Genomic DNA, 21,404 nt, shown 5'->3' on the forward strand with positions numbered 1-21,404 from the left:
AATGGTTGGAAAGGGTTGCGTTTCGTACATGACAGGAGGAAAAAAACATGAATATCCCTAACAGAATTACATTATCAAGAATTTTTATGATTCCTATTTTTATTATTATATTAAGTGTCCCTTTTGATTGGGGAACGATTGATATTGGGAATGAAGTATTACCAGTGGCCGACTTTGTTGCAGCATTTATCTTTATTATTGCTTCGACAACCGATTGGATAGATGGCTACTATGCTCGTAAACATAATTTAGTTACGAATTTAGGAAAGTTCTTAGATCCACTTGCTGATAAGCTGTTAGTATCTGCCGCATTAATCTTATTAGTTGAGATGGGCCAAGCTTCAGCTTGGATTGTGATCATTATCATAAGTAGAGAGTTTGCAGTAACTGGACTTCGACAAATTGCAGCCGGGGAAGGTACTATTTTAGCTGCTGGACAAATGGGAAAATTGAAAACATGGATTCAAATTATTGCGATTTCCGTGCTTTTATTGCATAATTTCCCGTTCTCTTATACAACTATCCCATTTGGTACGATTGCTTTATATGCGGCTTTAGTCATTACGGTTGTATCTGGCGTTGACTACTTTGTGAAAAACTGGCATGTGATGAGGGATTCTAAATGAGTGTGAAAGCTGAGATTATTGCGGTTGGTACAGAACTTCTTCTAGGACAAATCTCCAATACCAATGCTCAATGGTTATCGGAGCAACTAGCAAACCGTGGTGTCCACGTCTATCATCATGCCGTTGTTGGTGACAATTTAGAGCGTGTGAGAGAAACGTTTGAATTGGCAGGTCAACGTGCGGATATTGTGATGGTGACAGGTGGACTTGGACCAACAGATGATGATTTGACAAGAGAAGCATTCCAAGCTCTTTCTGGAATCGGGCTAGTTGAAGATAACGACACCATGAGAAAAATTGAAGCTTTCTATGAAAAGGCAAACCGTGAGATGACACCTAATAATCGCAAGCAAGCAAGGGTGTTTGAAGGAAGTACTGTTTTTGCCAATAGTGCTGGAATGGCACCTGGAATTGCGGTGGACTTTCAAGACACGATATGGATTTTTATGCCCGGTGTTCCGCGTGAAATGAAAGCGATTTGCATGGAGCAAGCTTTTCCATATATAGAGCAACACTTTCCATTGACATCGATTATTCGTTCTAAAATGCTTCGGTTTATTGGGATTGGAGAATCGCAATTGGAGCATGATTTATATCAGATTATACAAAACCAAACCAATCCTACAATTGCACCACTAGCTTCAGAAGGTGAGGTTGGCTTGAGAATAACTGCCCAGGCAAACACGGAAGAAGAGGCTGCTGCCCTGATTCAGTCTACAGAATCCTTAATCAAGGACAAAGTGGGTACGTTTCTTTATGGATTCGATAATCAGAGTATTGAGCAAGCTGTGAAAGAGCTATTCGTTTCCCGTGGGTTGACATTGGCTGCTGCTGAAAGTCTAACTGGGGGACTATTTTCTAGCTCTGTCGTAGCAGTCGAAGGAGCATCCTCTGTGTTTAAAGGTGGGATTGTGAGCTACGAAACCTCTGTGAAAAGCGGGCTATTACAAGTATCAGAAAAAACATTAACTAGCAGCGGAACCGTCAGTGAACAAAACTGCAAAAGAAATGGCGGAAAATGTTCGTGCGTTAACTGGTGCCGATATAGGGATTAGTTTCACTGGTATTGCAGGGCCAGATAGTGTGGAAGGGAAGCCGGTTGGGACGGTCGTGATTGGAATTCAACAAGCCGCTGGTCCCTCTATAACAAAAACCTTTCACTTCACGGGTAGCCGATCTGCTATTCGAAATAGAACCGTGAAAAAAGGGTTTGAACTTCTTTTCCATTTGCTAAAGTAATAAAAATGCAAAATGGAAAGCTAGATGGAAATGTTTTTAAATAATCATTCTAGTGTTCTATCATTTCTCAAATTACCTACTCATAAAAAAAGGGAACATTTATTCGCTTTTTTGCTTGTTAAATCTCAAAAAACAAGTTATGATGGAGATAGATTAATTGAAGGAGGAAATAAGTTGAGCGATCGTAAACAAGCCTTAGATATGGCGTTAAAACAAATAGAAAAACAGTTCGGTAAAGGTTCTATTATGAAACTAGGGGAACAAGCAGAGCAAAAAATCGCAACGGTTCCAAGTGGATCATTAGCTTTAGATGTTGCACTAGGAGTTGGAGGATATCCAAGAGGAAGGGTTATTGAAATTTATGGTCCTGAATCTTCTGGTAAAACAACTGTTTCTTTACATGCGATTGCGGAAGCTCAACGTCAAGGTGGCCAAGCTGCATTTATTGATGCAGAGCATGCACTAGATCCCGTTTATGCTAGAAAATTAGGTGTAAATGTAGACGAATTACTATTATCTCAACCAGATACAGGAGAGCAAGCACTTGAAATTGCCGAAGCGTTAGTACGAAGTGGTGCAGTTGATATGATTGTTATTGACTCGGTTGCTGCACTTGTACCAAAAGCAGAGATTGAAGGAGAGATGGGAGATTCTCACGTAGGTCTTCAAGCTCGTCTTATGTCTCAAGCTTTACGTAAACTGTCTGGTGCAATCAACAAATCCAAAACTACGGCTATCTTTATTAACCAAATTCGTGAAAAGGTCGGAGTAATGTTCGGTAATCCAGAAACAACACCTGGTGGACGTGCGCTTAAATTCTACTCCTCTGTTCGATTGGAAGTACGTCGTGCGGAAACCTTGAAGCAAGGAAATGACATGGTCGGAAACAAAACAAAAATTAAAGTTGTGAAAAACAAAGTTGCCCCTCCTTTCCGTACAGCAGAAGTAGACATTATGTATGGAGAAGGAATCTCTAGAGAGGGAGAGCTTCTCGATATCGGTTCGGATTTGGACATCGTATTAAAGAGTGGTGCTTGGTACTCTTATAATGAGGAACGACTTGGACAAGGTAGAGAAAATGCGAAGCAATTTTTAAAAGAGAACGAAGATGTTTCGTTGGAAATTTACAACGCTATCCGTAACCATTATGATATGGATACGTTAGCACCTGAAGCGGGAGAAGAATCACAAGAAGGACAAGAGGCTTTAGAATTAGAATAAGATAAAAAAGTCGAGCGGAATCGTCCGCTCGACTTTTTTCGCGTATAATCATAGATAGTATGATGTCAATAGTTTTATAGGTTTGTCTTACTTTCTTTGACAGTTCCTTGACATTAGTTTTCGTCAAGATTAAAATTAATATGTATAATTATCATTTTTATTATACAATTTTGTTAAAAAATGATTATCTTTAAAAGTTATTTTACTGTACATGCCGACTAATAATGTTTGTACAAGTTTATAGCAAGAGGAGGTGAAATTATGGTGACTACAATCATCTCCATTTTGCTTGCCCTAATCGTCGGTATTGTTGTTGGTTATCTGATTCGAAAGTCAATTGCAGAACAGAAAATTAAAAGTGCTGAAGATTTGGCGAAGCAGATTGTAGAAGAGGGGCACCGTAATGCCGAAGTAGCCAAAAAGGAAGCACTTCTTGAAGCCAAAGATGAAAACCATAGGCTTCGTCAGCAGGCTGACCATGAGCTGAGAGAAAGAAGATCTGAGCTTCAAAAACAGGAAAGCCGTTTGATGCAAAAAGAAGAAAACCTGGATCGTAAAGGTGAAACGCTGGATAAGCGGGAGCTTATGTTAGAGAAAAAGGAAAGCTCTCTAACGGAAAAACAACAACAAATTGAAGAAATGGAAAGCAAAGTGGAAGCCTTGTTGGGTGAGCAGCAAGCTGAACTTGAACGCATTTCCGGCTACACATCTGACCAAGCGAAACAAGTCATTTTGGAACGAGTGGAGAAAGAAGTATCTCATGAAGCTGCAATCATGATTAAAGAGGCAGAAAATCGAGCGAAAGAAGAAGCGGACAAGAAAGCGAAAGAAATTCTTTCCCTAGCTCTTCAACGTTGTGCTGCTGATCATGTTGCAGAAACAACGGTTTCAGTCGTTAACCTTCCGAATGATGAAATGAAAGGTCGTATTATTGGACGAGAAGGCCGAAACATTCGTACGTTGGAAACATTAACTGGAATTGACCTTATTATAGACGATACTCCAGAAGCTGTAATTCTATCGGGATTTGACCCTATTCGTAGGGAAACAGCTCGTATAGCATTAGAGAAGCTCGTACAGGATGGACGTATTCACCCTGCTCGAATTGAAGAAATGGTTGACAAGTCAAGGCGAGAAGTGGATGAGTATATCCGTGAAGTAGGAGAACAAACAACGTTTGAAGTTGGTGTTCATGGTTTACATCCAGACCTTATTAAGATCCTAGGAAGACTAAAATATCGTACAAGCTACGGTCAAAATGTGTTGAAACACTCCATGGAAGTTGCGTACTTGTCCGGATTGCTTGCAGCTGAACTAGGTGAGGATGAAACACTCGCACGTCGTGCGGGACTATTGCATGATATCGGAAAAGCGATTGACCATGAAGTAGAAGGAAGTCATGTTGAAATCGGGAAGGAACTTGCGACGAAATACAAGGAAAACCAGACGGTTATCAATGCGATTGCTTCTCACCATGGTGATGAAGAACCGACATCTGTCATTGCAGTTTTGGTTGCCGCAGCTGATGCATTATCTGCAGCAAGACCGGGTGCACGTAGTGAGACTTTAGAAAACTATATCAAGCGTCTTGAAAAGCTTGAGGAAATTTCTGAGTCTTATGCAGGAGTTGAAAAGTCCTTTGCAATTCAAGCTGGTCGTGAAATCCGTATTATGGTGAAACCGGATGAAATCGATGACTTGGAAGCAACAAGAATCGCGCGAGATATTCGAAAACGAATTGAGAGTGAATTGGATTATCCTGGACATATTAAAGTAACCGTCATTCGAGAAACAAGATCAGTTGAATACGCGAAATAAAACGACCTTGCCTAAGGTCGTTTTATTTTTGAAAAAAACATACATAAACGCTACATTTTGACTTTTAAACGTCTGTGTGTGACACTAATATGGACAATAGCAGTTTAGATAGGACGGTAGGTAATTATGCGTTTACTTTTTATAGGTGATGTAGTTGGTTCACCAGGAAGAAATATGGTACAGGAATATTTGCCAAAATTAAAACAAAAGTTTCAACCACAACTTACAATCCTTAATGGAGAGAATGCCGCTTCCGGTAAAGGAATAACCGAGGATATTTATAAGCGGTTTTTAGAGTGGGGCGCTCAAGCGATTACGATGGGAAATCATACGTGGGATAAAAAAGAAATCTTTGAATTTATAGATGATGCGGATTATATGATTCGTCCAGCAAACTTCCCTGAAGGAACTCCTGGTAAGGGGTTATTGTTTTTTAAATACAACCAAACAGAGATAGCAATTATCAATCTACAAGGTCGTACTTTTTTACCACCAATTGACGATCCCTTTACGAAAGCCGATCAATTAATTGAGGAAGCGAAAAAACGGACGAATTTAATTTTTGTCGATTTTCACGCCGAAGCAACCAGTGAGAAACAAGCGTTAGCTTGGTATTTAGATGGACGAGTGACTGCAGTTGTTGGTACACACACTCATACCCAAACTGCGGATGAGCGGATACTGCCTAAAGGTACCGCCTACATTACAGATGTTGGAATGACTGGTTCCTATGACGGGATTCTAGGTACAAGTAAAGATCCTGTGATTAAGAAGTTCCTAACAAGCTTGCCCGTTCGTTTTGAAGTAGAAAAGCAAGGTCGCAATCAGTTAAACGCAGTGATTATTGATTTGGATCCAAATTCTGCAACCTCTAAAAAAATCCAACGTATCCTTATAAACGATGATCATCCCTTTTTTGGTTGATGTTTGAATTTTTTGACAAATTGATTCATAATAAAAAGGAATATCTATCAATTATAGGAATATAGTAAAAGTGGAACAAGTTTAGTAAACTAAGGAGGTACTAGGAATGGAAATATTAAAAGTTTCAGCCAAATCTAATCCTAATTCAGTAGCAGGAGCACTTGCGAACGTTTTAAGAGAACGCGGTTCAGCGGAAATTCAAGCGATTGGTGCTGGTGCTTTAAACCAGGCCGTCAAAGCAGTAGCCATTGCCAGAGGATTTGTAGCCCCAAGTGGAGTTGACCTAATTTGTATCCCAGCTTTTACAGATATTATGATTGATAATGAAGAACGGACAGCCATTAAGTTGATTGTCGAACCTAGATGACTAGTAATCTACCTGTTTGCCCAGCAAGCAGGTTTTTTATGTGGTTTAGTATAAATCTTCTTTTCAAAGTTCGTTTCATACATAATTGTGTTAGAATGAATGCGAAGCGAAGTTATTCTAGAAATGGAATACACTTTATTTTTGGACACGCTTCTTGATATAATATGTAAATTAGAGTGCTATTTTTATAAGGAGTTATGGAAGAAAGGAGTTTCCGTCATGAATGAACAACAACGGAAAGAACTAGACAGAATTAAACAGGTTGATCCATCGGACATAAAATCCGACCAGGATAGTAACCTTGAACGTTTACAAAATACATCCTCGGATGAACTAATTAGCAAGTATTTTCAAGCGACCTATGAACCGCCAAATATGAAAAAAGCGAAAAAACGTCGTAGAGAAGATATTCAAATTCATTATGACTTCGGTATTCCTAAAGAAATGCAAGAAATTGGGAAGGGCAAAAAGTTCTTAATTAGAACGTACGGATGTCAAATGAATGAGCATGATACAGAAGTCATGGCTGGTCTGCTAACGGACATGGGATATGAATCGACAAATGAAACAACAGAAGCAGATATTATCTTGTTAAACACGTGCGCTATTCGTGAAAATGCAGAAAACAAAGTGTTTGGTGAAATTGGTCACCTGAAACCACTCAAACTAGAGAATCCGGACGTGATTATCGGAGTTTGTGGTTGTATGTCTCAAGAAGAAGCGGTCGTAAATCGAATATTGAAAAAACATCCATTTATTGATTTAATTTTCGGTACACATAACATTCACCGTTTACCTCAGCTATTGAAAGAAGCTATGTTTAGTAAAGCTATGGTAGTCGAAGTATGGTCGAAGGAAGGGGACATCATTGAAAACCTTCCAAAAGTTAGAAAAGGAAAAATCAAAGGCTGGGTGAACATCATGTACGGCTGCGATAAGTTCTGTACGTATTGTATTGTTCCTTATACGCGTGGAAAAGAAAGAAGTCGTCGACCAGAAGATATTATTCAAGAAGTACGTCACCTAGCTGCTCAAGGCTATAAAGAAGTTACGCTTCTAGGACAAAACGTCAATGCGTATGGAAAAGATTTTACGGATATGGAATACGGTCTAGGCGATTTAATGGAGGAAATCAGTAAAATTGATATCCCGAGAGTTCGGTTTACAACGTCTCACCCTAGAGATTTTGACGATCGCCTGATTGAAGTGCTTGCAAAAGGCGGAAACCTTCTCGACCATATTCATCTACCAGTACAATCTGGAAGCTCAGAAGTTCTTCGCGTGATGGCGAGAAGATATACGAGAGAAAAATATTTAGAGCTTGTAGCAAAAATTCGGAAGGCGATGCCAAATGCTACGCTTACGACAGATATCATCGTTGGTTTCCCAAATGAAACTGACGAACAGTTTGAAGAAACGATGAGCCTTGTAGAGGAAGTTGGCTTTGAAGCTGCTTATACGTTTATTTACTCTCCGCGAGAAGGCACACCGGCTGCGAAATGGGAAGACAATATCCCAATGGAAGTGAAAAAGGAACGTCTGCAACGTTTAAATGCCTTAATTAACAAGCAATCTGCAGAAGCCATGCAAAAATACCAAGGTCAAACGGTAAAAGTACTTGTGGAAGGGGAAAGTAAGAAAAACCCTGATGTATTATCAGGTTATACAGAACGTAACAAACTTGTGAACTTTAGAGGTCCAAAATCAATCATCGGCCAAATTGTTGATGTTAAAATTACAGAAACCAAAACATGGTCCTTAAATGGAGAATTAGTAGAAGAAGCGGTAGAGGTGAAATAAATGACACAGTACACAAAGAAGCAAATCCTAGAAGAAGCACAAAAGCTGGCAAAGATGATGGCGAATACAGAAGAGATTGATCGTTTTAAACAATTAGAAGCCAAGCTTAATGATAATCAAAAGGTTCGAGAAACCATTGAAAGAATTAAAAAGCTTCAAAAGCAAGCAGTGAATTTCCAAGCATATGGAAAAACGGAAGCACTACAACGTGTAGAAAAAGAAATTGATCGACTACAAGGTGAAATCGATGAGATTCCTATCGTTCAAGAATTTAAAGATACACAGATTGTAATCAATGATATCTTACAATTAGTTTCCAACACCATCTCACGTGAAGTTACAAATGAAGTGATTCGATCCACAGAGGGCGATGTGCTCCGAGGGGAAACAGGTTCTAAATTAAAATATAGCGGTGGACACCACCATTAAGCCCAAAGGCCTTTGCTAGTAATAGCAGGGGCTTTTGTTTTCATATTTTCTCGATATTAAATAACCAAGATTAACAGATAAGTATAAAATACCTCCCAACATAGGCGTACACATCTATAGGCTTTTGCATAGGATGGATTAGAGCCTTACAAGTCATACTTACCTGTGATTAGTCATTGGTGGGTATGCACTTTAGGTGAACACCCTGCATACAATGACTATGAAAAAAGAGGAGGTTTTAGTTCTTATGTCATTTCTTGATCAAGAATATCGGGAAATTATAACGAAAGCTGTTATTGGTAAGGGTCGAAAGTTCGTTCAAGACACAAATACGATTTCCCCGTCACATAGACCTACTAGCATTCTAGGGTGCTGGGTGATTAATCATCTCTATAATGCTAAGAAAAAAGGGGACGATATCGTAGAAATCAACGGAAGCTATGATGTGAACATCTGGTATTCCTACAACGATAACACGAAAACGGAAGTAGTAACAGAACGTGTTAATTATTGTGACCACATTAAGCTATCTGTTAAGGATGAAAATACGGTAAGCGATGACTACGAAGTATTTGCTAAAGTCATCCAACAACCAAACTGTTTAGATTGCAAGATTTCTACTCAAGACCACAAAATTGTTGTAGAAGTGGAGCGCGAATTCTTAGTTGAGGTTGTAGGTGAAACAAAAGTATGTGTACGTGTAGACCCGGATGGCTATGTTAGTGATGACGATGACTGGGATTTCGAATTAACAGACGATGAATTTGAAAGTGTAGACCCAGACTTTCTTGCCGTAAATGAAGAAGAATAAAAAAGACTAGGACAGGAGACAATTGGTCTCCTGTCTTTTTGTTTAGGTTAAAACAAAACCATGGAAGGAATATCCTGTCCCATCTTGACTAGATTCGTCGACCCTAGCGAATTTCCTATGATATAATACGGGATATAGTTTAGGAACGATTTGGGGGAAGGATAATGGCCGGGTACACACCAATGATACAGCAATATTTAAAAATAAAAGCGCAATATAAGGATTGTTTTCTTTTCTTTCGTTTAGGAGACTTTTATGAGATGTTCTTTCAGGACGCGCTAGAGGCGTCCAGAGAGTTAGAGATTACGCTGACGAGTCGTGATGGAGGAGGAGAAGAACGCATTCCGATGTGTGGAATTCCTTATCATTCCGCAGAAAATTACATAAAGAATCTCGTGGAAAAAGGATATAAGGTTGCAATTTGTGAGCAGGTAGAGGATCCTAAAGCGGCGAAAGGTGTTGTGAAACGAGAGGTCGTCCAGCTTATTACACCAGGAACGGTCATGGAAGGCAATATGCTGAACGAGAAAGAGAATAACTATTTAGCTAGTATTACACAATGGACGAATACTACATTCTCCATCGCCTACGCAGATCTTTCGACTGGTGAAAATACGACAGCTATGATGAATAATGGCTGGCAGGCTGTTTTGAGTGAACTTTACAATCGTCCGGTAAAGGAGATTGTGGTGGATTCCAATCTAGCTGATTCCTACCAAAATGACTTAGTGGAAAAACTTCAGCTTACCGTTTCTTATCAAGATGAGGTACACGTTTCTCCAACCATGAAACCTCTCGTTGAATCGTTAGCAAATGAGAGGTTAGTAGAAACGGTCGGAAGACTACTAAACTATTTAGAACGAACGCAAAAGAGATCATTAGACCATTTAAAGAAAGCGCAATTGATTGAACTTCAACAGTTTATGTCCTTAGATATGTATTCAAAGCGTAATTTAGAGCTTACCGAAACAATTATAAGAAAAGGGAAGCAAGGTAGCTTATTATGGGTTTTGGATAAGACGGTAACTGCCATGGGTGCCCGTAAGCTTAAAAAGTGGATGGAACGCCCATTGCTCCAGACAGCTGATATCGAATATCGTTTTGATATCGTGGATGGATTTTTGCAGCATTTCATAGAAAGAGAATCTTTGCGTGAGCTTCTTAAGAGTGTCTATGATTTAGAACGCTTATCTGGTCGAATCTCATTTGGTAATGTGAATGGGCGAGATTTAATCCAGCTTAAACACTCCTTGCAAAGAATACCTGCTATCAAGGATGTTTTACGTCAAATGGACCATAAGACGGTCCAAGCATTAGGGGAGGCGTTAAATCCTCTTGATGAACTTCAACGGCTATTGGAAGATAGCTTAATGGAGGATCCACCAATATCTATTACGGACGGTGGTTTAATTAAGAATGGATTCCATCCAAAGCTAGACGAATATCGGGACGCTTCTCAAAACGGGAAGAAATGGATTGCGGAATTAGAGCGAAAAGAAAAAGAAGAGACAAATATTAAATCTTTGAAAATTGGCTACAATCGAGTGTTTGGCTACTATATTGAAGTAACAAAAGCAAATCTCCATCTGCTACCAGAAGGGAAATACGAACGGAAACAAACGCTAACGAATGCGGAGCGTTTTATTACCCCTGAACTAAAGGAAAAGGAAACTCTAATTCTCGAAGCGGAAGAAAAAAGTGTGGAGTTAGAATACCGGCTTTTCGTTGAATTAAGAGAACGGGTGAAAGGCTACATTCCTAAGCTACAACAGCTGGCGGAACAAATTAGTGAAATCGATGTGCTACAAGGATATGCAACGATTAGCGAACAAAATGATTATCGACGTCCATCCTTTAACAATCAAAACGACGTTGATATTGAGCAAGGACGTCATCCTGTGATCGAACAAGTGATGAAGGATGGAACCTTTGTACCGAACGATATTCGTATGGATAAAGGAACAAATATGTTACTGATTACAGGTCCCAATATGTCCGGGAAAAGTACGTACATGCGCCAATTAGCATTAACAACGATAATGGCGCAAATCGGTTGCTTTGTACCGGCATCCAAAGCATCTTTACCGATTTTTGATCAAATCTTTACTAGAATTGGAGCTGCCGATGACTTAGTATCAGGTCAAAGTACCTTTATGGTGGAAATGCTAGAAGCCAATCACGCGATTACGCATGCGACGGAACAAAGCTTGATTCTTTTAGATGAGATTGGAAGAGGAACAAGCACTTATGACGGGATGGCATTAGCACAGGCCATTATTGAGTATCTTCACGAGCATGTACAAGCGAAAACGTTGTTCTCTACACACTATCATGAATTAACTAGCTTAGAAGAGAGTTTGACTCACCTGAAGAACATCCATGTACGAGCAGAAGAATACGAAGGAAATGTGATCTTTCTCCACCAAATCCAAGACGGTCCAGCAGATGAGAGTTATGGGATACATGTAGCAAAGCTAGCCAATATGCCAAACGAATTAATTACTAGAGCTTCCCAAATTTTACAACAGCTCGAGAATAAGCCTGTTGAAGCTACACCGGAAAAAGAAAATGATCAACAGCTTTCTTTTTTCGTTTCAGAAAAGCAAAAACAAACGCAAACAAAGCCTCACAACGATATTGTGGATGAAATTAAACAGTTAAACATTATGGAAATGACACCATTAGAAGCAATGAATCAGCTATATCAGCTTCAAAAGAAAGCAAATAGACAGTAGCAAGAGAGGGTTTTCTAATGAAAATTTTTCAAATGCCAGATTCGCTTGCCAATAAGATTGCGGCAGGAGAAGTTGTTGAACGACCTGCCTCCGTTGTGAAAGAGCTCGTAGAAAATAGTATTGACGCAAATAGTTCATGGATTAAAGTAGATGTTGCGGAAGCTGGATTGGACCGAATTAAGATTACGGACGATGGAGACGGGATGTCAGCAGAAGATTGCGCTATCGCGTTCTCGCGTCATGCAACTAGTAAGATTCGGAATGAAGAGGACTTGTTTCATGTTCGTACACTTGGATTCCGTGGAGAAGCCTTAGCCAGTATTGCAGCTGTTAGTAAGTTGACGATAAAAACATCCACTGGTCAAGAAGCTGGTACGGAAATGAAGTTTGAAGGCGGCACCCTGATTATGCAATCGAAATGTGAAGCTAGAAAAGGTACCGAAATTACAGTGGAACAGTTATTCTTTAATACCCCAGCTCGTTTGAAATATATGAAAACGATTCATACAGAGTTAGGACACATCACAGATGTTATCAATCGAATAGCATTATCCCATCCTGAAATTCGCTTTGAGGTTACGCATAATGACCGTACGTTGTTTCGCTCCCCAGGGCGAGATGATTTACTTCAAGTTATCGCACAAGTGTATGGGGTAAGCATCGCAAAAAAAATGATTAAAGTAGAGCATGAAACGCTCGACTTCCAAATATCTGGATATATTGCAAAGCCAGAAATAACAAGAGCTTCTCGCAATTATATGTCGACGATTATTAATGGGCGCTTCATTCGCAGTATTCCGTTGGCAAAAGCTATTCTGAATGGGTACCACACACTGCTTCCTATTGGTCGAAATCCGTTAGTCGTGTTAAAGATTGATATGGATCCAATCTTAGTAGATGTAAACGTACATCCAGCCAAGCTCGAGGTGCGTTTCAGTAAGGAAAAGGAATTGTTTGAAGCGGTAGAAACCACCATTCAGCAAGCATTTCGCAAGCTAACCTTAATTCCAGATGTCACACAGCCTAGAATAAAACGCGAAGATACTGTTAGTGAACAAGGTTCTTTTGAATTTCATCAATCGCCTGTGAAGCGTAATGAACAGACACCTTATTCTCAGCCATCAAGTCCACCGTTAACGGAACCGGAAGAGGTAAAGACGTATCAAGAAATGCAAAATGCTATTGCAGAACAAATGCTTCCGACAAATGATGAAGACTTTACGACAAAAGAAGAATCACACGAACAACAGGATTCTAATCCTCAACATGAGGAAGTAGAAAAGACGACAAGTCGAGTACCGGTTATGTATCCAATAGGGCAACACCATGGCACTTATATTTTGGCGCAAAATGAACAGGGTCTTTATTTAATTGACCAGCATGCAGCACAAGAGCGTATAAAATATGAGTTTTTCAAAGAAAAAATCGGGGAAGTTGCGAATGAAGTACAGGAGCTGCTCATTCCGATTACGTTTGATTTCTCTAAACAAGAAGCTTTACTCATCGAGCAGCATCAAGAAGAATTACAACGTGTTGGTTTGTTTTTCGAAGCATTCGGACAGCAAAGCTATATTATCCGTTCGCATCCACAATGGTTTCCAAAAGGCTTTGAAGAAGAAAGCATTCGCGAAATTGTTGATCAAGTGATGGATGAAGGAAAAGTGGATTTATATAAATTAAGAGAAGACGCAGCTATATTAATGTCTTGTAAACGATCGATTAAAGCAAATCATCATTTAAACTACAATGATATGTTTCAACTGTTAGAGGATTTAAGAGCCTCTACCGATCCGTTTACATGTCCACATGGTCGACCAATCATCATTCATTTTTCGAGCTATGAATTGGAGAAAATGTTTAAACGAGTGATGTAGGGTGATAAACATAATGGATTACAATATGAGCATCAATTTATTTTGATGCTCTTTTTAATTAGGAAGGAACTAGATTTACATAAAAAAGGCCGGCTTGTAACCGGCTAAAGAAGGGGGAAATCATGCTTCTATTGTAGCACTAAAAGATCTAGAAAATAGCTAAAAATACGATTTTTGTTGAAAAGAGTAAAAAAGACGCATAGGGCAACCTAGATGACAGGTACAATTCCCTAGATACTTCTGTCATATTTTTGGACAATACGTAAAAAATAGGTCCTAGAGATAGAATTTTTGGGGAAAGGTCGGATTTTGATGACGAGACAAAAATATGTGTCTAAGGAGTTAATGCACTTTGTAGGAAGACAACAAGCAGAGGAAGAACGATTTAAATTACTTATTCAAATATTAAAATCGGGATGGCTTTTACATGAACCGTTTAACCCAACAAGATCAAGCCGGATTCAAATCGACACCGACGCGCTAACTTTGGAAGATATTATCTCCCCGGAGATGACCTGTTTCGCCGATATTCCTATAGATGATTTATCCCTACATATGGAGAAATACAGCTCTTTCGGTGTTTCATTCTCGAAAGAGTTTTTAGTTCGTCTCGGAGCGAACCCTGTTTTTTATATCGTGAAAAATGGGGCGGTTGTCGACACCATACAACAGGAAAAAATTATTCAGGACGGGAAGGAGTTACACTCACCAGCATACAAGGAAGAGCATACAAGAGATCAATTCTTTCATCATAAAATTTTAGAGTATTTTCATACGATGGAGAAGCTGAAGAAGGAGGTTACAGATCATCGTCTAGCTGGTCTTCTAAAACAAATGGATGACTTTTTAGTGAAAAATATTTTCGCATTTTTAAAACCATTTGACGCATCGAAAACAGACGGAGATAAAGATAATTACTATATGGAAAGAGAATGGCGAATTGTTGGCAATGTGAAATTTTCATTACGAGATGTGCGACGTGTATTTTTGCCTGAAAAATATGCAGAAGCTTTCCGAAAGGAGCTTCCGGAATATTGCGGGCAAATTTCTTTTACCTAATGTTTGTATAATTTAGTGTTTCCTACCGAAAATAAGACAAGAGACGAAGAAAGGATAGGTGTGCGATGCAAGATAATCAACGGTTAATCAATTTTCTGAATCAAGAACTGTCTAATTTTGCTGTTCTTTACGTAAAGCTTCACCGATATCACTGGTTCGTACAAGGAAGACATTTTTTTAAGCTACATGAAGTGTTTGAGGATCTATACAATGAAACAGCAAAAGACTTAGATAATGTAGCAGAACGAATCCTAGCAATTGGTGGCAAGCCACTAGCGACCATGCATAAGTTTATTAAAGAGGCGACTTTGGAAGAGGCACAAGCAGATGACAAGGAAAACGAGATTATCCACCAGCTTTGTGAAGACTATCGAACGATCATTAAAGAAATAAAAGAAACTGGTTTTGATTTAGCGGAAGAACAAAAGGATCAACCTACTGTGGACATTTTAAATGAGCTACAAGGCCGGTTTGAAAAACACGTATGGATGCTCGAAGCTTACATCGCCTATGAATAGAGTGAGAGTAGAGATATTCCAAATGGAATATCTCTACTTTAATTTATAAAACTTTCCTACTATTTCTCGCAAAGGAAATTGTCAAATGATAAAGTTCCTGTATAATGAAAAAATAAAAGTTAGTAATTTTTTATAGGTGGCGTATATGAAACAACAAGTAGTGGTAGTTGTCGGACCGACAGCAGTAGGAAAAACCGCGCTCAGCGTAGAAATCGCGAAAGCGTTTAATGGAGAAGTTATTAGTGGAGATTCCATGCAGATTTATAAAGGGATGGATATCGGAACGGCAAAGGTAACCGAAGCAGAACAGCAAGGAATCCCACATTACATGATTGATATAAAGGAACCAGCTGAAAGCTTTTCTGTAGCAGAATTCCAAACCTTGGTAGAGGGGTATATAGAAGACATTTCTCAAAGAGGGAAACTACCTGTAATAGCGGGGGGAACAGGACTTTATATCCAAGCCGCGTTATATGGGTATGAATTCTCTGAAACAAAGCGAGATGATACATACCAGAAAAAAATTGAAAAAGAGATAGAACAAAATGGAGTGGATGCCGTCTACGAACGTCTTAAGAGCGTAGATCCTATTCAAGCACATAAAATCCACCCGAATAACCAAAGAAGATTAGTTCGAGCATTAGAGGTGTATGACCGAACAGGGCAGACGATGACAGATAATCATGAGAAGCAGAAAGCAGAGTCTCAGTACGAACCAATTTTAATTGGATTAGAAATGGAACGTTCTAGACTTTATGAACGTATTAATTTACGAGTGGATCAAATGATCGAACAGGGGTTGATGGAAGAGGTAGAGTATTTCTTTAATAATGGATATGAACATAGTCAGTCGATGAAGGCAATTGGATATAAGGAGTTTATTCCCTACTTTAAAGGAGATCAATCTAAAGAACAAGCTGTCGAGTTGCTGAAGCGCAATTCCAGGAGATATGCGAAACGCCAAATGACTTGGTTTAAAAATAAGATGGATGTAGATTGGTATTCGATATTGCCGGAAAAAAAGGATGCAGTATTCCAAAATATTTTATCCAATCTTGCAGGAAAGATTAGATTAAAATAGAAATAAACTATACAGATAAAAAGAGGAGGAACACAATATGTCTCAATCGGTGATGATTCAAGATCAATACTTAAACCAGCTGCGTAAAGAACGAATCCAAGTTACTGTTTTCTTAACTAATGGCTTTCAACTTCGTGGATTAGTGAAAGCTTTCGATAATTTTACCGTTCTATTAGAGACGGATGGGAAGCAACAATTGATTTTTAAGCATGCCATCTCGACTTTTGCACCAGCTAAAAATGTCACACTGGAAAAAGAGTAGAAGGAAAAGACGCTTAAAGCGTCTTTTTTTTGCTTTGAAATCCCAAGTACTATGCTTATTTATTTTTCGCATTTTGTCTTGAAAAATTAACTTGAATCCTAGATTGTCATTGATTAAAATATGTAATCAACAATGGCGTGATGACTTTTAGTGAAATGGTGAATTTTATTTATATTTTGACAAAGGGAGATAGAACTTTGAATCCGACTACCTTTTATCGTGATTTGCCGTTAGAGTTTTTAGGTGTTTTTTATTATTACGTTTTTGAGAAATTCGAGGAATACATCTCGCCAGATGACTATTTAATAGAAATTAGAATAATGGAAAGCGTCGCTCTCGATAGAGGTGTTAGTCCGAGTGACCTGTATGAAATTGGTCGTGACATTAGCCTGAGTGCACGCATCGGAATGGTGGACTAATGTAGTAAGCCTCCAAATTTGTAGAGAATTGGACCAATGTCTAATTCTCTTTTTTATGTATGTTTGTAGTGATGGGGTCTCCCCCAGTATTGTGTTTTTCTTCTTACTAACAATACGGAGTTAGAGTCTTGGACTACCTATTGTTTCTGAAGTTGATTTCTTCCATTACTAAGAACAAAAGACTCTCCAGGTTTCGGAACCGAATATCTCTTGTATATACTTCAAGTCTATCTCTAATGACCTTCAATTCGAAATCGGAAAACCTTTTTATTACGTTCCTTTCATCCACTAATCTCACCCCCTTTCATTTGGGGGAGACAATTAGAATTTTACACGATGGATAAAAATGGGAGTATAGAATTATGTAATAAAAAGTCATTTTTCATAGAATTTAGTCCAAAAGAATCATAATTTGTAAAATATTAGTAATAATGGACTAATTTTTGATGTCGGTCTTTGCATGTATCGTTTGTTTATTAATAGCATGAACGGAAAAAGTTTTCATAGAGTGGACTGCAAACGATTAGGAAATTACCGATAAAGTGTTTGAATGGAAAGATAGAATCTATTACAGGTATTCATATTTGTTCCTTTTCAAAAGCTTTTGGAAGATTTTGCTAAAATAAAGATTGTTGTATTAGAGAAGTAATAGAAGAGACAGATTATGAAGTTGTTATTCTAGATAAGCTCTTTGTTAAGGAAATTATAATGAAGGGCATAAAAGTTAAAACTCATTATTTCAGAGTAAAAAAGATTGGCGAAAGCAAAGGGGTCAATGATCCTGATAAAATCATTGAGGAAGTTGAGTGGAAGTCTTCTTCAGAATTAGAGATGGTGGAACATGCCTATCCAGAAGACATCGAATTCTTAGTGAATATAATAAGAACTGAACAGAAACGGAAAAAACGCTAGGATATAGGTAGGTATCCCAAAAGTTAGATTTATTACTCTAACTACTTGGGGGGCGGTACCATACCCAAGCGTTTTCATTTACCATTTCATATTTCTCCACATTATTTAAACAACTTACTCAAAGGAATTACATTGTTTACTTCTGTACTACTGGTATGGATATGCTTGATCTTCTTTCAACCGTTTTTCTAGTTAACGAGAAGACCGCACACATCAATGATAAAATAACAATACCACTGCCAAACCAAGCAGTTGTAGACACAGTACCTGTTTGATTGAGTACAAGACCACCAAATGCGGAACCGAGTGCGATTCCAATTTGTAGTGCAGAGTTATTAAAGCTTTGTTGTATATCAGATGAAGCAGGGTCTGTTTGAATCAAATAGCTTTGTTGTGGTGGTGCTAGACTCCAGCTTAATGCAGCCCAAATCATCATAATAGGGATGAAAAGGATGAGAGAAAACGTCGTAAATGGGAGTAAGAACAGCACCAGGGCAAATGCACTGATCACAAATAGGATACTTTTTTGTGCGCCGATAGAATCAGAAAGAATCCCCCCAAATGCTCCGCCACTAACAGCTGCAATTCCAAATATTAAATAGCATACACTAATCCAATTTGCATTTAAATGGAGCTCTGTTTCCAAAAATGGGGTAAAATATGCATACAGAGTATAGTGGCCAGCCAACATAAACATGGTTGCAAGGTGAGCTGCACCTATTTTTGCACTACCTACTGCTTTTAGTTGTTGCTTAAGTGGAACAGAGTGCTCGCCAGGAATTCGCTCTAAAAAGATGGAAATGAGTATAATAGAAACTATAGATAAGCATGCAATTCCAAGAAAAATGACGCGCCATCCAAATGTATTGGATATGACGATTCCTAAAGGTACACCCATTACAAGTGAAGAGCTAATTCCCATATAAATCAGACCTAACGCCTTTGCACGGTGTGCAGGTGTAACAATTTTTGCTGCGATGGTTAAAGATAATACAACGATGAGCGCAGTACTCATAGCAGTCAATATTCTAGCAACCATCATAAATGTAAAATTTGGGCTGAAATACGTCATAATGTTTCCAATGAAAAATACGAATAGCGACCAAAGGTAAACCTTTTTTCTCTCCATTCTACTAGTGAGAACTAATAACACTGGTCCAGCAATGGCATAAATAAAAGCAAAAATGGTGATGAGCTGTCCTGCAGCACTTAAGGTAATATTCAAATCTTCTGCGATAGTTGGAAGTATCCCACCTACAATTAATTCAACAAGACCAACTGCGACCGTTGATAATGCGAGTATGAGTACTTTTAGATTCATCTTCTTACGTCCTTTCTTCATGTTGAATGAAATAAAATATAGTGTCAGAAAAAAATCCTGATTACAAAAAACGAATAAATTCATTTTCTGTAATCAGGATTTTATGGTTCCTGGTAGAGACCCTCTAGCCATATTCTAGAGGTTATACAGGTGAAACTATTAAGTTAATGAAAATACTTGGAAATTATACTAAAATTCTATGGAGATTTCAAGTAATATTTTTTATTTTTTTGCCAAAGACGGTGGAATGGCAGGTAAATCTCTTTTTTTATGGAACTAGAATATAAGGAACAGAGGGGAGATTATTTTATGAAAACAAAAATAAATATAGGATCGTTTATTGCATCCTTAGTATGTATTGGATTATTTTTTATAGCAACAGCATCCAGTGAAATTGTCCACTTCTTTCGGACTACTATAGGTTTTCATCCACTGAACATCGTGTTAACAGCTTCTTTACTCACCGTGTTATTTGGTGTGTTGGGCTTTAGTGGAATGAATAGTTGGAAGGCATTGCTGCGAAGTATTGTAACCCTTTGTCTATCGTTAGGTTTGTCTTTGTTAACTATTTTTATTTTAGTTATAGGAAGTCTGTTGACTTAAAAGGTGTTTATGGATCAATAAAGTGATGAAAATTGTTACGTATGTAGGAAAGGATATTAAAATGAATTGTACATTTAACGTGATAACCCAAAAACAAGCAGAAGATATTGCGAACTGGCATTATGATGAAAATTATTCTTTTTACGATATGGAGGCAGATCCGGAAGATTTAGAGGAATTTTTGGATCCATTACAACGGGGGGAATCTGTTTTTGCAGTAACCATAGAAAATGAGTTAATGGGATTTTTAACGATTCAACAGTTTACAGAGAAGAATATAATCGATATTGGATTAGGAATGCGACCAGATTTTACAGGAAAAGGTATGGGGAAAGAGTTTCTAAAAAAATGTGTAGAATTTATTCTGAAAAATTATGGACCGGAGAGGATAACGCTTTCTGTGGCAACCTTTAACCAACGTGCCATTAAAGTTTATAAAAGATTTGGATTCAGAGATCAGGAAATTTTCATTCAACATACAAACGGTGGCGAATATGAGTTTCTTAGAATGGAATATGAATGTAACGTATAAATTAAGAAATTTAATAAATGCACTTATGAGCTTTGGTAAGACCGACTCATAAGTGTTTTTTAAATGGATAAACTTATACAATACATATGAAAAATTATAAAAAGTATAAGTTTAATTTACTTTTGTTAAAAATAGTTTATTATGAATACAAGTTCAAAAGGAAGGTGTTATAAGTGAAAGAAGATTTCGGGGATTCTATTGTGAACAAAGTGTATGAACACAGAGTGTTAAGAAGGATGTCACAGAAGGAACTAGCAGATGCAGTTGGAGTATCGAAACAAACGATATTTGTAATGGAGAAAAATAATTATTCGCCTTCGCTCGTCTTAGCATTTCGGATTGCTAACTATTTCGAAGTAGATATTAATGAACTATTTTCATACGTAAGGAAGGATGAGGAACATGATTGAAGTTTTAAATAATTGGATGCTAGAAAGCTCACAAAATTTTAATATGATTGTTGGACTTACAATGGTTATGTATGTAGGGTCAATCGCTGTCTTAATATTTATTGGTAAAAAATTTGGCAGACCTGATGAAAGAACAAATACCATATATTTTAAAATTACTTCTTGTATGTTTATGACGCAGTTAATTATGAATAGTATTTTTATCTCCCTGGTAGATCGTGACATTGACTATTTCCGCCAATTCTTCTTATTGTTTCAAGGAATTGTGTTTGTTGTAGGTGCGATTTATTCTTATAGCCTTTATAAAAAGGATTTCAAGTAATCTTTTTTGTGGGATACCTAACCGGAGAGATTTTAAGAACTTCGTTTTATTAGGAATATGAGGTTTATAGTTATTTCAAAAGACGTTAATCGGAAGGTTAACGTCTTTAACTATATGAAGA

Annotated in this window: 23 protein-coding genes and 1 riboswitch; of the genes, 22 read left to right on the top strand and 1 reads right to left on the bottom strand. The window is 38.0% G+C overall.

Translation table 11 applies throughout. The features are described from left to right. Positions 1 to 47: 47 nt before the first annotated feature. The 18 genes from pgsA to FN924_RS08795 all read left to right on the top strand — a co-directional run bounded on the left by pgsA (position 48) and on the right by FN924_RS08795 (position 18,095). Complete coding sequence (gene pgsA / locus FN924_RS08715) at positions 48 to 626, top strand: CDP-diacylglycerol--glycerol-3-phosphate 3-phosphatidyltransferase (protein WP_143893639.1); 579 nt, start codon at positions 48 to 50, stop codon at positions 624 to 626. Continuing rightward, the gene (locus FN924_RS08720) at positions 623 to 1,681 is read left to right on the top strand and encodes a competence/damage-inducible protein A (protein WP_323368645.1); all 1,059 of its coding nucleotides are present in this window, start codon (positions 623 to 625) and stop codon (positions 1,679 to 1,681) included. Before pgsA ends, FN924_RS08720 begins: the two co-directional genes overlap by 4 nt. After that, positions 1,614 to 1,865: a CinA family protein gene (locus FN924_RS19715; RefSeq protein WP_323368646.1), complete on the top strand. Its 252-nt coding sequence runs from the start codon at positions 1,614 to 1,616 to the stop codon at positions 1,863 to 1,865. Before FN924_RS08720 ends, FN924_RS19715 begins: the two co-directional genes overlap by 68 nt. Before the next feature lie 174 nt (positions 1,866 to 2,039). Further along, positions 2,040 to 3,086 carry a recombinase RecA gene (gene recA, locus FN924_RS08725; RefSeq protein ID WP_143893641.1) on the top strand — a complete coding sequence of 349 codons (1,047 nt, stop codon included), beginning with the start codon at positions 2,040 to 2,042 and terminating at the stop codon, positions 3,084 to 3,086. Positions 3,087 to 3,347: 261 nt separating this feature from the next. Continuing rightward, positions 3,348 to 4,904, top strand: a complete 1,557-nt coding sequence (gene rny, locus FN924_RS08730; RefSeq protein WP_143893643.1) for a ribonuclease Y — start codon at positions 3,348 to 3,350, stop codon at positions 4,902 to 4,904. 126 nt (positions 4,905 to 5,030) lie between these two features. Next, positions 5,031 to 5,828, top strand: coding sequence for a TIGR00282 family metallophosphoesterase (locus FN924_RS08735; RefSeq protein WP_143893645.1), 798 nt, complete (start codon positions 5,031 to 5,033; stop codon positions 5,826 to 5,828). Positions 5,829 to 5,934: 106 nt separating this feature from the next. Continuing rightward, the gene (spoVS, locus tag FN924_RS08740; protein WP_044157499.1) at positions 5,935 to 6,195 is read left to right on the top strand and encodes a stage V sporulation protein SpoVS; all 261 of its coding nucleotides are present in this window, start codon (positions 5,935 to 5,937) and stop codon (positions 6,193 to 6,195) included. Between the two features lie 219 nt (positions 6,196 to 6,414). Next, positions 6,415 to 7,995, top strand: coding sequence for a tRNA (N6-isopentenyl adenosine(37)-C2)-methylthiotransferase MiaB (miaB, locus tag FN924_RS08745; protein ID WP_143893647.1), 1,581 nt, complete (start codon positions 6,415 to 6,417; stop codon positions 7,993 to 7,995). Further along, positions 7,996 to 8,424 carry a YlbF/YmcA family competence regulator gene (locus FN924_RS08750; protein ID WP_143893649.1) on the top strand — a complete coding sequence of 143 codons (429 nt, stop codon included), beginning with the start codon at positions 7,996 to 7,998 and terminating at the stop codon, positions 8,422 to 8,424. 247 nt (positions 8,425 to 8,671) lie between these two features. Next, positions 8,672 to 9,235: an outer spore coat protein CotE gene (cotE, locus tag FN924_RS08755; RefSeq protein WP_143893651.1), complete on the top strand. Its 564-nt coding sequence runs from the start codon at positions 8,672 to 8,674 to the stop codon at positions 9,233 to 9,235. Positions 9,236 to 9,399: 164 nt separating this feature from the next. Beyond that, positions 9,400 to 11,970 carry a DNA mismatch repair protein MutS gene (mutS, locus tag FN924_RS08760; RefSeq protein ID WP_143893653.1) on the top strand — a complete coding sequence of 857 codons (2,571 nt, stop codon included), beginning with the start codon at positions 9,400 to 9,402 and terminating at the stop codon, positions 11,968 to 11,970. A 17-nt stretch (positions 11,971 to 11,987) separates the two neighbouring features. Beyond that, complete coding sequence (gene mutL / locus FN924_RS08765; RefSeq protein ID WP_143893655.1) at positions 11,988 to 13,844, top strand: DNA mismatch repair endonuclease MutL; 1,857 nt, start codon at positions 11,988 to 11,990, stop codon at positions 13,842 to 13,844. Positions 13,845 to 14,156: 312 nt separating this feature from the next. Then, complete coding sequence (locus FN924_RS08770) at positions 14,157 to 14,903, top strand: abortive infection system antitoxin AbiGi family protein (RefSeq protein ID WP_143893657.1); 747 nt, start codon at positions 14,157 to 14,159, stop codon at positions 14,901 to 14,903. Positions 14,904 to 14,968: 65 nt separating this feature from the next. Beyond that, positions 14,969 to 15,421 carry a Dps family protein gene (locus tag FN924_RS08775; protein ID WP_143893659.1) on the top strand — a complete coding sequence of 151 codons (453 nt, stop codon included), beginning with the start codon at positions 14,969 to 14,971 and terminating at the stop codon, positions 15,419 to 15,421. A gap of 145 nt (positions 15,422 to 15,566) precedes the next feature. Then, entirely contained in the window at positions 15,567 to 16,502 is a 936-nt protein-coding gene (miaA, locus tag FN924_RS08780) for a tRNA (adenosine(37)-N6)-dimethylallyltransferase MiaA (RefSeq protein WP_143893661.1), read from the top strand. Between the two features lie 37 nt (positions 16,503 to 16,539). Beyond that, positions 16,540 to 16,764 carry an RNA chaperone Hfq gene (gene hfq / locus FN924_RS08785; RefSeq protein ID WP_143893663.1) on the top strand — a complete coding sequence of 75 codons (225 nt, stop codon included), beginning with the start codon at positions 16,540 to 16,542 and terminating at the stop codon, positions 16,762 to 16,764. Positions 16,765 to 16,961: 197 nt separating this feature from the next. Continuing rightward, positions 16,962 to 17,183: a hypothetical protein gene (locus FN924_RS08790; RefSeq protein WP_143893665.1), complete on the top strand. Its 222-nt coding sequence runs from the start codon at positions 16,962 to 16,964 to the stop codon at positions 17,181 to 17,183. A gap of 708 nt (positions 17,184 to 17,891) precedes the next feature. Beyond that, entirely contained in the window at positions 17,892 to 18,095 is a 204-nt protein-coding gene (locus tag FN924_RS08795; RefSeq protein ID WP_143893667.1) for an NUDIX hydrolase, read from the top strand. 136 nt (positions 18,096 to 18,231) lie between these two features. Here the strand turns inward: FN924_RS08795 and FN924_RS08800 are convergent, their stop codons facing one another. Continuing rightward, entirely contained in the window at positions 18,232 to 19,416 is a 1,185-nt protein-coding gene (locus FN924_RS08800) for an MFS transporter (RefSeq protein ID WP_143893669.1), read from the bottom strand. 70 nt (positions 19,417 to 19,486) lie between these two features. Next, a riboswitch (purine riboswitch) is annotated at positions 19,487 to 19,586 on the bottom strand. Positions 19,587 to 19,725: 139 nt separating this feature from the next. Between FN924_RS08800 and FN924_RS08805 the strand changes: the two genes are divergently transcribed. The 4 genes from FN924_RS08805 to FN924_RS08820 all read left to right on the top strand — a co-directional run bounded on the left by FN924_RS08805 (position 19,726) and on the right by FN924_RS08820 (position 21,283). Then, positions 19,726 to 20,019: a hypothetical protein gene (locus tag FN924_RS08805; RefSeq protein WP_143893671.1), complete on the top strand. Its 294-nt coding sequence runs from the start codon at positions 19,726 to 19,728 to the stop codon at positions 20,017 to 20,019. 61 nt (positions 20,020 to 20,080) lie between these two features. After that, the gene (locus tag FN924_RS08810) at positions 20,081 to 20,551 is read left to right on the top strand and encodes a GNAT family N-acetyltransferase (protein WP_143897175.1); all 471 of its coding nucleotides are present in this window, start codon (positions 20,081 to 20,083) and stop codon (positions 20,549 to 20,551) included. 173 nt (positions 20,552 to 20,724) lie between these two features. Beyond that, the gene (locus FN924_RS08815; protein WP_143893673.1) at positions 20,725 to 20,961 is read left to right on the top strand and encodes a helix-turn-helix transcriptional regulator; all 237 of its coding nucleotides are present in this window, start codon (positions 20,725 to 20,727) and stop codon (positions 20,959 to 20,961) included. Continuing rightward, positions 20,954 to 21,283, top strand: a complete 330-nt coding sequence (locus tag FN924_RS08820; RefSeq protein WP_143893675.1) for a 6-aminohexanoate hydrolase — start codon at positions 20,954 to 20,956, stop codon at positions 21,281 to 21,283. The genes FN924_RS08815 and FN924_RS08820 overlap by 8 nt, the downstream gene beginning before the upstream one ends. Positions 21,284 to 21,404 lie beyond the last annotated feature (121 nt).

Origin of the sequence: Radiobacillus deserti, assembly GCF_007301515.1 — a bacterium.
Classification (GTDB): Bacteria; Bacillota; Bacilli; order Bacillales; family Amphibacillaceae; genus Radiobacillus; species Radiobacillus deserti.